Consider the following 13,643-nt stretch of genomic DNA (forward strand, 5'->3'; position numbering starts at 1 on the left):
AGCGTCCTTGCGCTCGGGGTGGCGGCCAGTGGCCCGAGGTCACGGGCCACCCAGCAGGGTCAGTTGCTCCTCCAGCGCCAGCGCTTCGCCCGCCGCGAAGGCCGTCGCGAAGGCATCCAGACCCAGGGCCGCGCGGGCTCGGGCCGTTGCCCGGTCGGTGTCGGTGCGCTCCGCCGGCGGGCGCGGGGTACCCACCGAGGCGCGCAGGGCCGTAGCCGTGCCCAGCAGGGAGGCCGCCCGGGCGGGCATGAGCACCCCCGCCAGGCCTTCGAGGGCCAGGGCGAGCGCGCGCGGGTCCCCCGAGCGGCGGGCCGCCGCGAGGCCTTCGCGGTGGAGGGACTCCGCCGCGGCCGGGTCGGCCCGCAGCTCCGCGACGTAGCCCAGCTCCGCCAGGATCAGCGCCGCTCCGGAGTCGACCCCGAGCCGCTGGTTCCAGTCGAGCCACGGCCGCAGCAGGGCCTCGGCGCCGTCCAGGTCGCCGCCGCGCCGCGCTCCCAGGGCGAGCCCGATCGCCGCGAACTGCTCGGCCGGGCGGTGGCATTGCTCCTGCGCCAGCCGCAGGGCCTGCTCGTGCAGCGCGGCCGCGTGGGCCAGGTCGCCGGTCAGCAGCGCGATGCGGCCCCGCCGGGCCAGCCGGAAGGAGGCGTGCGTCCACAGCTCCAGCTCCTGCGCGTCCCGTGCGCCCTCCTCGTGCAGCCGCGCCGCGGCCGCGTAGTCCCCGGTCACCTCGGCGAGGATGCCGAGCTGCTCGGAGGTCTGCAACTGTCCCCAACAATCGCCGAGTTCGGTGAACACCGCGGCGGCCGCCTCCGCGTTGCGGCGCAGTTCCGCGAGGTCGCCGTCGTAGAGCGCCCACGTCGAGAGGGTGAGCAGTGCGACCGCCTCGCCCCAGCGGTCGCCGGTCTCGCGGAACTGATGCGGTAGGACCGTGAGTTCGTCCTCCCGCACGCCGGAGCCGAAGCCGCACCGCGCGTAGGCCAGCAGCCACTGTCCCCGGAGGTCGGCGGCCGAGAAGTCACCGTCCAGGTGGCTGTCGTCCCCGCCGAGCAGTGCGAAGGCGGCGTGCAGGGTCGTTGCCCCGGCCGCTCGGGTGGCCTCGGTGGCTTCCTGGATCCGGCCGCGCAGGAACCAGTACCAGGATTGCGCACCGACCAGCCGCAGCCCCAACTCCCCGGCCCCCGTGTGCTCCAGGGCGGCCCGGGCGTTGAGTCCTTCCCGGTCGAGCCGGCGCAGCCACTCGCCCTGCCCGGGCCCGTGCAGCCGCTCGGCCGCGCGCTCGGCGAAGCCGGTGTAGTACTGCGCGTGCCGCTGCCGGGTCGCACCCGTCTCCCCGGCGGCTTCGAGCCGCTCCAGCCCGTACGCGGCCACCGACTCCAGCAGCCGCAGGCGCAAGTCGCCGTACGCGGTGTCCCCACCTGCCGAGTCCCCGTACGCCGAGCTCACGAGCGAGCAGTCCACGAGCCGCGTGAGCAGATCGAGCACGTCGTCACGGGCGACCCCGCCACCGGCGCCCGGCCCATCCGCGCCCGGCCCGCCCCCACCCAGCCCGTCCCCGTCCGCACACACCGCCTCGGCCGCCTCCACCGTGAACCCGCCCGCGAACACCGACAGGCGGCGCAGGACCGTCGCCTCCGCCGGGGAGAGCAGCTCCCAGCTCCAGTCGATCGTCGCGCGCAGCGTGCGCTGGCGGGCCGGGGCGTCGCGGCGCACCTGGTTGAGCAGGCGGAAGCGGTCGTGCAGGCGTTCCGCCAGTGCCTCCACGCCCAGGACCCGTACCCGCGTCGCGGCGAGTTCCAGCGCGAGCGGGATCCCGTCCAGCCGGCGGCAGATCAGGGCCACGGCCTCCGCGGTGCCGGGGCCGAGGGCGAAGCCGGGGGCGGCGGCGGCCGCGCGGGCCGCGAAGAGTTCCACGGCCTGGGCCTCCGCGAGCGGGGCGACGGCCTCGATCACCTCGCCCGAGAGCGCGAGCGGCTCCTGGCTGGTGGCGAGGACGCGCAGGCCGGGGGCGCGGCGCAGGAGCCGTTCGGCGAGGGCCGCGGCGGCGGGGAGGAGGTGTTCGCAGTTGTCGAGTACGAGGAGTGCCGCGCGCCTCCCCAACACCTCGGCGAGCCGGTCCTCGACGGAGCCGCCACCCGCGTCGTCCTCACGCATCCCGATCGCCGCGGCCACGGCTTCGGCGACCGACGCGCTCTGCGCGCCCGCGAGTTCCACGAACCACACCCCGTCGGGGTGGGCCTCCTCCAGTCGCGCCGCCGCTGCGAGCGCGAGCCGGGTCTTGCCGACACCGCCGGGCCCGCACAGCGTCACCAGCCGGCCGGCCCCGAGCGCCGCGCACACCCGGGTGACGGCCTCCTCGCGGCCCACGAGGGAGCTGACGGGGGTGGGCAGGTTCCCGCCGCCCCCGTAGGCCCGGCCACCCCCGTACGCCCCGCCGCCCCGGACCGCCCGCTCCGGCGGGCCCGGCGCCGCGCCCGGGCCCGCCGGAGCGGCCGGGCTCGGCTCCGTGGCCGGGCCCAGGGCCGGGCCCAGCGCGGGGTCCTGGCGGAGGATGGCCTCGTACAGGGCCGAGAGTTCCGCTCCGGGGTCGATGCCGAGTTCCTCGGCGAACAGCTCGCGCAGCTGCGCGTAGACGGCGAGGGCCTCGCTCTGGCGGCCGGCGCGGTACAGCGCCCGCATCTGGCTGCCGCGCAGCCGCTGGCGCAGCGGGTGGGCCGCGGCGGGGCCGGCCAAATCATCCGCGAGCTGCCGGTGTTCACCGAGTTCGAGGCGGGCCTCGGCCAGGTCCTCGTAGGCCGTGATCCGCTGCTCCTCCAGCCGGGCGATCGCCGTCTGCGTGAAGCCGGCGCCCCGGAAGTCGGCGTACGCCTCCCCCTGCCACAGCCCGAGCGCCCGCGCCAGCAGCTCCGCCCGGTCCCGCGGCCCGGCTTCTTTGCGCGCGGCCGCCGCGAGCTCCGCGAAGCGCTCGGCGTCCACGGCCCGCGCCGGAGCGCGCAGGGCGTAGCCGGCCGGACCGTACGCGACCAGGGAGCGTGCGCCGTCCTCGGCCTCGGCGAGGATCCGGCGGAGCTGGGAGACCTTGGTCTGGAGGGTGTTCCCCGGGTTGCCGGGGGCGGCGTCGCCCGCCTCGCCCCACAGGTCCTCGATCAGCCGGTCCACCGGCACGGGCCGGCCGTCGCGTACGAGGAGGGCCGCGAGCAGGGCCCGTACCTTCGCTTCGGAAACGGGCACGGGAGTCCCGTCGTCCGTGCGGACGGTCAGTGGCCCCAGCACCTCGAAACGCATGCCGCAACGTTACTTCTTGCCCGTCAGACCCCATGCGTGCGGCCGTGATCGGTCCCGTGCGCGGTCCCGTGCGTGACGCGTGCGCGGCCCGTGCGCGGCCCCGGACATGGTGTTCCCGTGACCGCGACCGAGCGGTCACGGGAACACACCGGAAGGAACAGCCAGATGACCACGACCGAGACCACCACCGGGACCGAGACCACCACCGGGGCCAAGACCACGACCACCACCAGGACGACCCCCTCCCGCGAGATCCGCCTGGCCGCCCGCCCCGTGGGCGAGCCGGCCCCGCACCACTTCGACCTGGTGGCCACCGAGGTCCCGGAGCCCGCCGAAGGCCAGATCCTGGTCCGCAACACCTGGATGTCCGTGGACCCGTACATGCGGGGCCGGATGGACGACGCCCCCTCCTACATCCCGCCCTTCGCCCTCGGCACGGCCCTCGAAGGGAGCGCGATCGGCGAGGTCGTCGCCTCCCGCTCCGCGGCGGTGCCGGTCGGGGCGACCGTCTCGCACTTCCTCGGCTGGCGGGAGTACGCGGTGCTCGACGCGGCCGCCGCGACCGTCGTGGATCCCGCGGTCGCCTCGCAGTCCGCGTACCTCGGTCCGCTCGGCACCACGGGCCTGACGGCGTACGCGGCGCTGACCCGCACGGCCCCGGTCAAGGAGGGCGACGTCGTCTTCGTCTCCGCCGCCGCCGGCGCGGTCGGCAGCGTCGCCGGGCAGCTGGCGCGGCGCCTGGGCGCCTCCCGGGTGATCGGCTCGGCGGGCGGCCCGCTCAAGACGAAGAAGCTGCTGGACCGCTTCGGCTACGACGCGGCCGTGGACTACCGCCAGGGCGACCTGGCCGGCCAGCTCGCCGAGGCGGCCCCCGAGGGCATCGACGTCTACCTCGACGCGGTCGGCGGCGACCACCTCCGGGCGGCCATCGGCGCGATGCGCCAGGGCGGGCGGATCGCCATGGTCGGCGCGATCAGCGGCTACAACGCCACCGCTCCGGCGGTGGGTCCGGACAACCTCTTCCAGGCCGCGGCCCGCGAGGTGACCCTGCGGGGGATGCTCGTCTCCAGCCACTTCGACCTGTTCCCGGAGTGGATCGGCCGGGCGGCGGGGTGGCTGGCGGACGGCAGCCTGCGCACGGAGGAGACCGTCGTCGAAGGCATCGAGCACGCCCCGGAGGCCTTCCTCGGCATGATGCGCGGCGCGAACACCGGCAAGATGCTGGTCCGCCTCTCCCCGGAAACCCCCGCCGTGACGGCGCCCACCACCACCGCGCCCACCACCACCGCCCCCACCGATGCCCGATGAGCGCCGCCCTGGTCGTCCTGGCCCACCCCCGCGGCGATTCCCTGACCGCCCAGCTCGCCCGCCGCGCCGTGGCCCGGCTGGAGGCCGGCGGCCACACGGTCGACGTGCTCGACCTGCACGCCGAGGGCTTCGACCCCCGCATGGGGCCCGAGGACGAGCCGGACTGGTCGGACCTCGACAAGGAGTACTCCGCCGAGACCCGGGCCCACATGGACCGGATCGCGGCCGCCGAGATCCTCGTGGTGGTCTTCCCGCTCTGGTGGTTCGGCCTCCCGGCCCTCCTGAAGGGCTGGATCGACCGGGTCTGGAACAACGGCTTCGCCTACGGCCGCCGCGACCCGCTCCTGAAGGGCAAGCGGATGGTCTGGATCCCGCTGGTGAGCTACCCGGAGGCGAAGTTCAAGGAGCTCGGCTGGGACGAGCCGGTGGACCGCCTGCTGCGCGTCGGCATCTCGGAGTACTGCGGCATCGAGGAGGCCACCGTCCACTTCGTCCACGACTCCCTGAGCGCGGGCGAGTCGGCCCTCGCCGAGGCCGACGCGGCCCTTGCCCCGGTGGTCAGCCCTTGCTGACCGCCAGCAGGATCTCCGGGAGCTTGCGCGCCACCGTCGGGGCCGCGATGCGCAGGCCGGCCCAGGTGGCCAGGGTGCCCCAGACCACGCCCAGGGGGAGCAGGATCCAGGCCAGGGACCGCTGGTCCGTGGCGCTGAAGTAGATGGCCAGGGCGATCACGGGAGAGGAGATCAGCGCCGAGGCGAGCATGCCGGTGAAGAGGCTCCCCCACGCCAGGGCGCCCTGGCCCGGGGCGACGTTCTTGAAGGCGCCGTCGGTCGGGATCGAGTACGCGAAGAAGGCGGACGACAGGGCTCCCGTGCACAGCATCGAGCCGAGCAGCGCCAGGCCCAGGCCCAGGGCGCCGGGGAGACCGGCCCAGTCGCCGAGCAGGCCGGCCGTGAGCGCCGCGACCACCACCGTGTAGGGCACGGTGACCAGGGCGAGGGCCAGGGCGCGGGCGCGCAGTTCCACGTAGGCGTCCCGGGTGCTCGAAATGGTCTGCGCGACCATCCAGAACGCCGAGGTGTCCTGCCCGAACTGGTTGTACATCTGGAGGCCGATCATGCCCGAGGCGAAGCAGGCCAGGTACACCGAGCCGGTGCCCTGGACGGCGTTGACCACCGGGATGAGCAGGCCGATCGCCAGGGCCGACACGAACGCCGACTTGATCTTCGGGTCACGCACGCTGTAGCGCAGCGAGCGCAGGACGGCCGCGCCCGTACGGTCGTCCGGCAGGAACGACCAGCCGCCGCGGGCCGCGCGGTTCACCGGCTTCTTCTTCTCCTTGGCGGACGCGATCGTCGAACCGTCCGGGGTGACCATCAGCTTGGTCAGGCTGCGCTCCCAGAACCAGAGCAGCAGGCCGAGGGCCGCGACCGTGATGAGGAGCTGGGCGGCCGCGATCCCGTACGAGCCCTCGCTCGCGGAATCGACCATCCCGAGGGCCGTCGCGGGCGGCAGCCAGCGCACGATCTCCCCGGCCGGCTCCAGCCGCTCCAGGCCGCCGGTCTGGAACAGCCGCTCGGCGGCGAGGTTCGCCACCTGCGCGCCGATCGCGATCAGCAGGCCGCTGAGCAGCGCGAGGTCGCGCCCCTTGCGGCTGGTCAGCAGCCGGACGTTGGCGGTGGCCACCGCCCGGGCCAGTGCGACGCAGCCGACGAGCAGCAGCGGTACGGCCAGTACGGCGGCCACCACGCCCGCCGCGCCCCGGGCGACGGCGATCACCGAGCCGACGGCCAGGCACAGCGTGAACAGCGGGCCGATGCCGACGAGCGAGGAGGCCAGCAGGGCCCGTACGAGCGGACGCGGGCGCAGCGGCAGCATGACCAGCCGCGTCGGGTCGAGCGTCTCGTCGCCGGTGGGGAAGAACAGCGGGACGAACGTCCAGCCCAGGGCCATGATCGCCGCCAGTAGGACGGCGACCGTGCCGGCGTGCGCGTTGCCGCGCAGCACGGTGAGGCCGAGCATGGCGAGGAACGCGATGAAGAGGGCGAAGGCGAGGGCGCCGAAGTAGGCGGCCTTGCGCTTCGAGGAGCCCTTGAGCCCGTTGCGCAGGAGGGACAGCTTGAGGCGGACGAAGATCGGCGTGATGCTGACGGAGGCGACCGCGGAAGCGGGTGCGCCGGAGGCCGCTGCGGACCCGGATGCGGTCGCCTGAGCCTGCGTGGGCGTCGGCGTGGGCGTGGGCGTCGGCGTGGGATTGGACATGGGCGTCGGCGTCGGCGTGCTCATCGGACGCCCGCCCCGTTGCTCCCGCCGTTGGCGGCGGCCCCGCTGCCGAGCCAGTCCAGGGACTCGCCCGTGGCCCGGCCCTGCGCGCCGACCAGCTCCAGGAACGCGGCCTGCAGCGAGGGCGCGTCACCCCGTACGTCGGCCAGCGGGCCCGCGGCCCGGATCCGGCCGGCGGCCATCACGGCCACCCAGTCGCACAGCGACTCGACGAGCTCCATGACGTGGGAGGAGAAGACGACCGTGGCTCCGGAGGAGGTGTATCGCTCCAGCACTCCGCGGATGGTCTGCGCGGACACCGGGTCCACGCCTTCGAACGGCTCGTCCAGGAACAGGACTTCGGGGTTGTGGAGCAGTGCGGCCGCCAGGCCGATCTTCTTCCGCATGCCCGTCGAGTAGTCGACGATCAGCTTGTTCTGCGAACCGGCCAGGTCCAGGATGTCCAGCAGCTGCGTGGCCCTGCTGTCCGTCTCCTTGCCCGGCAGCCCCCGCAACCGGCCCATGTAGCCCAGCAGTTCCCGGCCGGAGAGCCGCTCGAAGAGCCGCAGCCCCTCCGGCAGCACGCCGATCCGGGACTTCACCTCGACCGGGTCCGCCCACACGTCGTGCCCGGCGACGAACACCCGGCCCATGTCCGGGCGCAGCAGCCCGGTCACCATCGACAGCGTGGTCGTCTTGCCCGCGCCGTTCGGCCCGACCAGGCCGATGAACTGCCCGGCAGGCAGCTCCAGATCGATCCCGGAGACGGCCACCTGCTCGCCGAACCGCTTCCACAAACCCTCGACCCGCACGGCGGGCGCGGCGGCCGGTGCGCGCCCCGCACCGCCGCCCGCTCCGTCCGCCCCGCCCATCGCAACGCCCTGGTCCGGCATGCGCCTGCCTCTCGCTTCTGTTCCCCGTGTCCTGCTTTTCTCACCATAGGAGGAGGGGGAGAGGCGGAGCAGTTACTTATGTCATGAGTTTTTCCTCTGACATCTCCGCTGGTCAGGGCGGGGCGGAGGGGTCAGAGGGGGCGGAGGGGCCAGAGCGGGCGGGCGGAGAGGACGGGTGGAGCAGGGAATCACGCCGTGCGGCGGGCCCGTTCCGCCGCCGCCTCGCGGCCGCACGCGTAGGCCAGGGCGTCGATCAGCTCCTCCACGTCCGGCAGCCACCGGTTCGCGGCCGTCGGCGGCTGCGCCCACTGCACCGAACCGCGTCCGCCGATGCGGGTCGGCGGCGCGGGCACGTACTCGCCCTCGCCGCGCGCGGTCAGGTCGAGTTGGGCGGGCTGCCAGCCGATCTTGCGCAGCAGGTCGGGCACCTTGGCGCCGGCGCCGGGCAGGACGAAGAACAGCATCCGCCCCGCCGGGTTGGCGATCACCGGTCCGAGGGTGCGCTGCATCCGCTGGAGCCGGGCCAGCGCCAGGAAGCCGGCCGCGTCCGGGACGTCGAGGGCGTCGAAGGTCCGGCCGGTGGGCAGCAGGATGGCGGCCTTCGGGTTCTTCCCCCAGAGCCGCCTGACCTGCACGGCGCTGCCCGAGGCCTGCGAGGCCCAGTCCTTCCCCGCGGCGTGCGCGCCGGGCGCCGGGCAGTCCTCGGCCCCGCACGAGCACCGTTCCCGCCCGTCGCCGGACTCCAGCCAGGTGCCGGCGAAGACATCCCAGTGCCGTTCTTCCGTGTACCGCACGGCATGGTCCAGCAGCGGCTCACTGCGCTGCAGGGGGATGGGCGCGGTCTCCGTGACTCCGATGGTCTCTTCCACGTGCAACACAACTCTTGCGGTCACCGGGGGTTACGGGCGTAAACCGGCCGGGCTCGGGAGCATCGATCCTGCATGCGGGGCGCATCGGTGCATCGCGGGGGGCGCGTAGGAGGCCGGGGCGCCGGAGGTGGGTAGCGACAGGACGCAATGGGGAAGATTCCCCGCACATCAGGCGGGAAGTGATCATTCGAACGATCACCCGCGTCTCTGGGGGTTTTCATGGCAGCCAGGCCTCTCGTCGCCCGCCAGCCGAACGAACGGCTGCAGGCGCTCATCCAGGAAGCCGGGTGCTCCAATGCCGGGCTCGCCCGGCGCGTCAACATGTGCGGGGCCGAGCACGGCCTCGACCTCCGCTACGACAAGACCTCGGTGGCCCGCTGGCTGCGCGGCCAGCAGCCGCGCGGCCGGGCCCCGGGGATCATCGCCGAGGCGCTGGGCCGCAAGCTCGGCCGGACCGTCACCATCGACGAGATCGGCATGGCCAACGGCAAGAACCTCGCCTCGGGCGTCGGCCTGCAGTTCTCCCCGACCGTCATCGGAGCGATCGAGCAGGTCAGCGAGTTGTGGCGGAGCGACGTGGGCCGGCGCGACTTCCTGTCGGGGGCGAGCGTGGCCTCCTCGGCGCTGGTCGAGCCGAGCCGCGACTGGCTGATCACCGGCGCCGACGCGCAAGTGGCGCGCAGCGGCGGCTCACGGGTCGGGATGTCGGACGTGGAGGCCGTACGGGCGACCACGCAGGCGCTGAAGGACCTCGACCACCGCTTCGGCAGCGGGCACGTGCGCCCGGTGGTCGTGCACTACCTCAACTCGGTGGTCTCCGGCCTGATCGGCGGCTCGTACCGGGAGCCGGTCGGCCGGGCCCTGTTCGCGGCGGTCGCCCGACTCACGGAGCTGGCCGGCTACATGGCGGTGGACACCGGCCAGCCGGGCCTGGCCCAGCGCTACTACATCCAGGCCCTACGACTCGCGCAGGCGGCCGGCGACCGGGCGTACGGGGGCTACGTCCTGGCGGCGTCGATGAGCCACCTGGCGGCCGAACTGGGCAACCCGAGGGAGATCGCGCAGCTGGCGAGAGCCGCACAGGAGGGCACGCGGGGCCAGGTCACCCCCCGGGTGGAGGCGATGTTCTACGCGGCGGAGGCGCGCGGGCACGCGCTGCTCGGTGACGCGCGGTCGACGGCGGTGCTGTCCTCGCGGGCGGTGACCGCGCTGGAGCGGGCGGAGCCGGAATCGGGGGACGACCCGGAGTGGATCCGGCACTTCGACGGGGCGTACCTCGCGGACGAACTGGCGCACTGCCACCGGGATCTGGGGCAGGCCGACGCGGCGGCGAAACGCGCGGAGGAGGCCCTGCGGGACCTCCCGGCGGGCAAGGCGCGGCGCCGGGCGATCGGCCTGTTCCTGCTGGCGGCGGCGCGGGTGCAGCAGCGCGAGGTGGAAGCCGCCTGCCAGACGGCGGCGCAGGCTTCGGACCTCCTGTCGGGCATCCGCTCCCACCGGGGCACGGCCTATTTGGAGGACTTCCGCACCCGCCTGGACCCGTACCGGGAGGAACCGGCGGCCCGGGAGTTCACGGCCCGGCTGGAGCCGGTCGGCTGACCCCGCCGGCCCGGGGGTTCCGGGGCGGCGGGGTCGGCCGGTCCAGTCGTGTCAGGCGGTTCAGCCGGTTCAGCCGGTTCAGCCGGTTCAGCCGGTGACGACGATGCGGCCTTCGTCGCCGTTCGCGACGAGGTGGGTCGCGTCGGGGTCGACGAAGCGGATGCGCCAGGTGCCGCTGGTCTCGGCGGTGAACTTCTTGCCCACGGCGCCGTTGGCGAGGGAGACGGAGGTGCCCATCTCCTTCCAGGCGGTGGAGCCGTCGGGCCGGAAGTAGTAACGGACCTTCTGGCCGGCGTAGGGCCCGAGCGCCGCGGGGGAGATGGAGGTCTTCAGGACCGCGGAGACGTACAGCTGCTGTCCCTTGGCGACGGGGGCCGGCCCGAAGCGCTCGTCGGTGAGCCAGGTCCTGGTGCGCGTCGGGCGGATCACCTGGGTGCCGGTGCTGGGGCCGATGTTGGTGGTGCCCGGAGTGAGCACCCGCCACTCGACGGGAGTCCAGGTGGCCGGCGGGTTGATCGTCACGGTGAAGGTCTGGTTGTAGGGCACTACCGACGACCGACTGGTGCTCCACCATCCCGACGCGTTCTTGAACTGGATCTCGACCGGGGCCTGCTGGGTGGTGTAGCCGTCGACGAGAACCTTGCCGCTGATGGTCAGCCGCCCGTACTTGTCCTGGGTGACCAGCTTCTCCTCGACGACCTTGGTCGTGTGGGTGACCTTCGCGACGGTCGCGGTGCGCGTACCGTCCCCCAGCAGCCAGCTGTCGTTGACGGACACGTTCCAGGAGCCGGCCCTGAGGATCTTCGGCGAGACCGTGTAACTGCCGTCCGCTCCCGCCGAGGTGCTCGCGTATCGGGCCGCCGCGGCCCACTCCACCGCAGCCACGCGGCGGCCGGCGGCGGGCTTGACCGTACCGTCGTCCGCGAGGCGGGTGAGCGTGCCGCGTACGGGCACGGTCATCCCGTACCGCGCGGTGAGGGGCGCTGTCGAGGACATCGTCAGCGTGGCCTTCTGGGGCCGGATCTTGGCCGGGGCCGTCGCGGGCACCTCGGTGTCGCCGCTCGCCAGGGTCACGGAGGCGGACGACAGCATCTCGTTGCCGCGGGCGGCGACGGTGGTGGTGAAGCGCCCCTGGGCGTCGGACGCCACATCGGCCTGGCCCAGACCGAGCTGGGCGCGGACCATCGCACCCGCCAGCGGCAGCCGCTCCCCCGTGCGGGGGTGGATGGCAGTGACAGAGCCGGTGACCTGGGTGTCGAGGTCGTCCAGCGAGAACTCCTGCTGGGTGGACTTCGCTTCGATCCTGGCGTCGACCGCGTAGGTGGCGCGTCCGGCGTTGCGCCGGCTCACTTCCTTGCCCGCACTGTCCTTGGCGTACACGTCCATTTCGTAGTCCGTCATGTCGTCCAGGACGAGCGGCTGATCGTCGCCCTGGTACCACGTGTGGCCGGGCTCTTGGGAATCGCCGCCCTGCTCGTAGTAGTGCGTGAGCTTGTCCACCACGGCCACGACCTTGTCGCTGCCCGCCCTGCGCACTTCGACCCGGACCGGGGTGGTGTTGTCGTGGTCACCGGCGAGGAGGAAGACGATGAACTCACGGTTCGCGCGCTGAGAGAGGCTCGCACTCGCCACTGAGCTGTCCGCGGCCTTCGTCCCCGGGGCCGCCTCCAGGGCCGCCCGCTGCTCGGCCGGCACGGCCGACGGGGAGGACGCCCCCGGGGTGCCGACGGGCGCGGCGGTGGCGGCAGGGGCTGCTACCGCCCCCGCGGCCGCGATCACGACTACCGTACCGACGGCCGTCATGGTCCTCTTGAAACTGTTCACCGGAATCCCCCGTGCGTCACATGTGATCGACTGCACGCTTTTGACCGCCGAGCCGCCCCGGGGGTTGTACGGGTTCCGGCTCCGGTTCGTGCTGCGAACACCGTTGGCCACGAGGCCGGGACTGGCACACTTGCCCGGGGCCGGTAGCGTGAGCCGACGGTTCCGTAAACGCGGACAGGTCGGAGAGGGAGTCCCGGTGACGGAGAGCGGACAGGGCGCCAGCCCGCAGGGAGGCGTGCCGTGGGGGCCGCCCGTGCCCGCGCAGCCGCCGACGGAGCCGCCCGCGCAGCCCGGCGGGGAGCAGGAGTACCCGCAAGGCCCGCCCGCCTACGGCTACCCCGCACCCGGCGGCCCCGACTACGGCTACGGCTATCCGCAGGGTCACGTGGTCGGCCCCGGCTACGAGGGCCCCGGCGACCCGCACGGCTACGGCTACCCGCCGCTGCCGGAGGCCGCCACCCAGTACATTCCGCCGGTGCCCGCTGCCCCCGCGCACGAGGAGGCGGCGACGCAGTACATCGCGCCCGTCCCCCCGGCCCCCGCGTACGGCGAAGCGGCCACCCAGTACATACCGCCGGTTCCCGCGGCCCCCGCGCACGGTGAGGCGGCCACCCAGTACATCGCGCCGGTCCCCGCCGCTCCCTCGTACGACGAGGCCGCGACGCAGTACATCGCGCCGGTCCCGGCCGCGCCCGCCGATCCCGCCGCCGGGTTCGACGGGATGTTCCGGGGGGACACGCAGCTGCTGCCCCCCATCCAGGAGCCGGTGCGCCAGCAGCAGCCGCCGCGCCGCCCCCACCCGCAGCAACAGCAGCACCAGCAACAACAGCAGTACGCGCAGCAGCCCCAGCACCAGCAGTACGCGCCGCCGCCGCAGCAGTACCAGCAGCAGCCGCCGTACTACCAGGAGGAGCCGCCCGCCGCCGCCCGCAGGGTGTCGCCCGCGATCATCGGCGCCGTCGTCATCGGCCTGGCCGTCGTCGGGCTCGGGGTCGGTGCGCTGCTCGGTGACGGCAAGGCGCAGAACAACGACCCGGCCGCCGTGGCGGCCACCCCCACCCCCGGCAGCTCCGCGGCGGAGAGCGGCGAGACCCCGCTGGATGCCGCGCAGCCGCAGGCGGTGCAGCTCGACAAGCTCCTCGCGGACAGCAACGACAGCCGGGCATCGGTGATCAAGGCCGTCGAGGACATCAAGGGCTGCACCAACCTGGACCAGGCGGCCACCGATCTGCGCGACGCGGCCCGCCAGCGCGAGGAGCTGGTGACCCGGCTCCAGGAGCTCAAGGTGGACAAGCTCCCGAACAACGCGAAGCTGACCGCGGCCCTCACCAAGGCGTGGAAGTCCTCCGCCGAGGCCGACAACAGCTACGCGGCCTGGGCGGACGACATGAAGTCCGACGGCGACAAGTGCAAGGACGGCAAGGCCAAGGCGACCCGCAACGCCTCCGAGGGCAACAAGGCGAGCGGCGACGCCACCAGGGCGAAGGAGACCGCGGCGGGCCTGTGGAACTCCATCGCGGCCAAGTACGACCTCACCAAGCGTGACAAGAGCCAGCTCTGACAGGAGCCGGCTCTGACAAGAGCCGGCTCCAAGCCCGGTCCCCGA

9 protein-coding genes are annotated in these 13,643 nt (G+C 73.8%); 4 read left to right on the forward strand and 5 right to left on the reverse strand.

From position 1 onward, the window contains the following. Positions 1-39 precede the first annotated feature (39 nt). Complete coding sequence (locus OHA37_RS21425) at positions 40-3,282, reverse strand: BTAD domain-containing putative transcriptional regulator (RefSeq protein WP_266907599.1); 3,243 nt, start codon at positions 3,280-3,282, stop codon at positions 40-42. A 165-nt stretch (positions 3,283-3,447) separates the two neighbouring features. On the opposite strand from OHA37_RS21425, the gene OHA37_RS21430 reads away from it, so the two are divergent. Both OHA37_RS21430 and OHA37_RS21435 read left to right on the forward strand, forming a co-directional pair. Next, entirely contained in the window at positions 3,448-4,590 is a 1,143-nt protein-coding gene (locus OHA37_RS21430) for an NADP-dependent oxidoreductase (protein ID WP_266907601.1), read from the forward strand. After that, positions 4,587-5,162 carry an NAD(P)H oxidoreductase gene (locus OHA37_RS21435; RefSeq protein ID WP_266907603.1) on the forward strand — a complete coding sequence of 192 codons (576 nt, stop codon included), beginning with the start codon at positions 4,587-4,589 and terminating at the stop codon, positions 5,160-5,162. Before OHA37_RS21430 ends, OHA37_RS21435 begins: the two co-directional genes overlap by 4 nt. On the opposite strand, the gene OHA37_RS21440 is transcribed toward OHA37_RS21435, so the two are convergent. The 3 genes from OHA37_RS21440 to OHA37_RS21450 all read right to left on the reverse strand — a co-directional run bounded on the left by OHA37_RS21440 (position 5,149) and on the right by OHA37_RS21450 (position 8,614). Further along, positions 5,149-6,852 (reverse strand): transporter, encoded by a 1,704-nt coding sequence (locus OHA37_RS21440; RefSeq protein WP_266907605.1) that lies wholly within the window; start codon positions 6,850-6,852, stop codon positions 5,149-5,151. The two genes, OHA37_RS21435 and OHA37_RS21440, sit on opposite strands and share 14 nt — an antisense overlap. 20 nt (positions 6,853-6,872) lie before the next feature. Next, the gene (locus tag OHA37_RS21445; RefSeq protein WP_443046193.1) at positions 6,873-7,745 is read right to left on the reverse strand and encodes an ABC transporter ATP-binding protein; all 873 of its coding nucleotides are present in this window, start codon (positions 7,743-7,745) and stop codon (positions 6,873-6,875) included. Between the two features lie 188 nt (positions 7,746-7,933). After that, positions 7,934-8,614, reverse strand: coding sequence for a bifunctional DNA primase/polymerase (locus tag OHA37_RS21450; RefSeq protein ID WP_266907607.1), 681 nt, complete (start codon positions 8,612-8,614; stop codon positions 7,934-7,936). A gap of 219 nt (positions 8,615-8,833) precedes the next feature. On the opposite strand from OHA37_RS21450, the gene OHA37_RS21455 reads away from it, so the two are divergent. Next, on the forward strand, positions 8,834-10,213 hold the full coding sequence (locus tag OHA37_RS21455) for a transcriptional regulator (protein ID WP_266907609.1): 1,380 nt from the start codon (positions 8,834-8,836) through the stop codon (positions 10,211-10,213). Between the two features lie 87 nt (positions 10,214-10,300). Here OHA37_RS21455 and OHA37_RS21460 read toward each other — a convergent pair whose 3' ends face one another. Then, positions 10,301-12,037, reverse strand: coding sequence for a hypothetical protein (locus tag OHA37_RS21460; RefSeq protein WP_266907611.1), 1,737 nt, complete (start codon positions 12,035-12,037; stop codon positions 10,301-10,303). A gap of 196 nt (positions 12,038-12,233) precedes the next feature. Here OHA37_RS21460 and OHA37_RS21465 point away from each other — a divergent pair, with 196 nt between their 5' ends. Continuing rightward, positions 12,234-13,598, forward strand: a complete 1,365-nt coding sequence (locus OHA37_RS21465; RefSeq protein WP_323182351.1) for a hypothetical protein — start codon at positions 12,234-12,236, stop codon at positions 13,596-13,598. Positions 13,599-13,643 lie beyond the last annotated feature (45 nt).

The organism is Streptomyces sp. NBC_00335 (assembly GCF_036127095.1).
GTDB lineage: Bacteria > Actinomycetota > Actinomycetes > Streptomycetales > Streptomycetaceae > Streptomyces.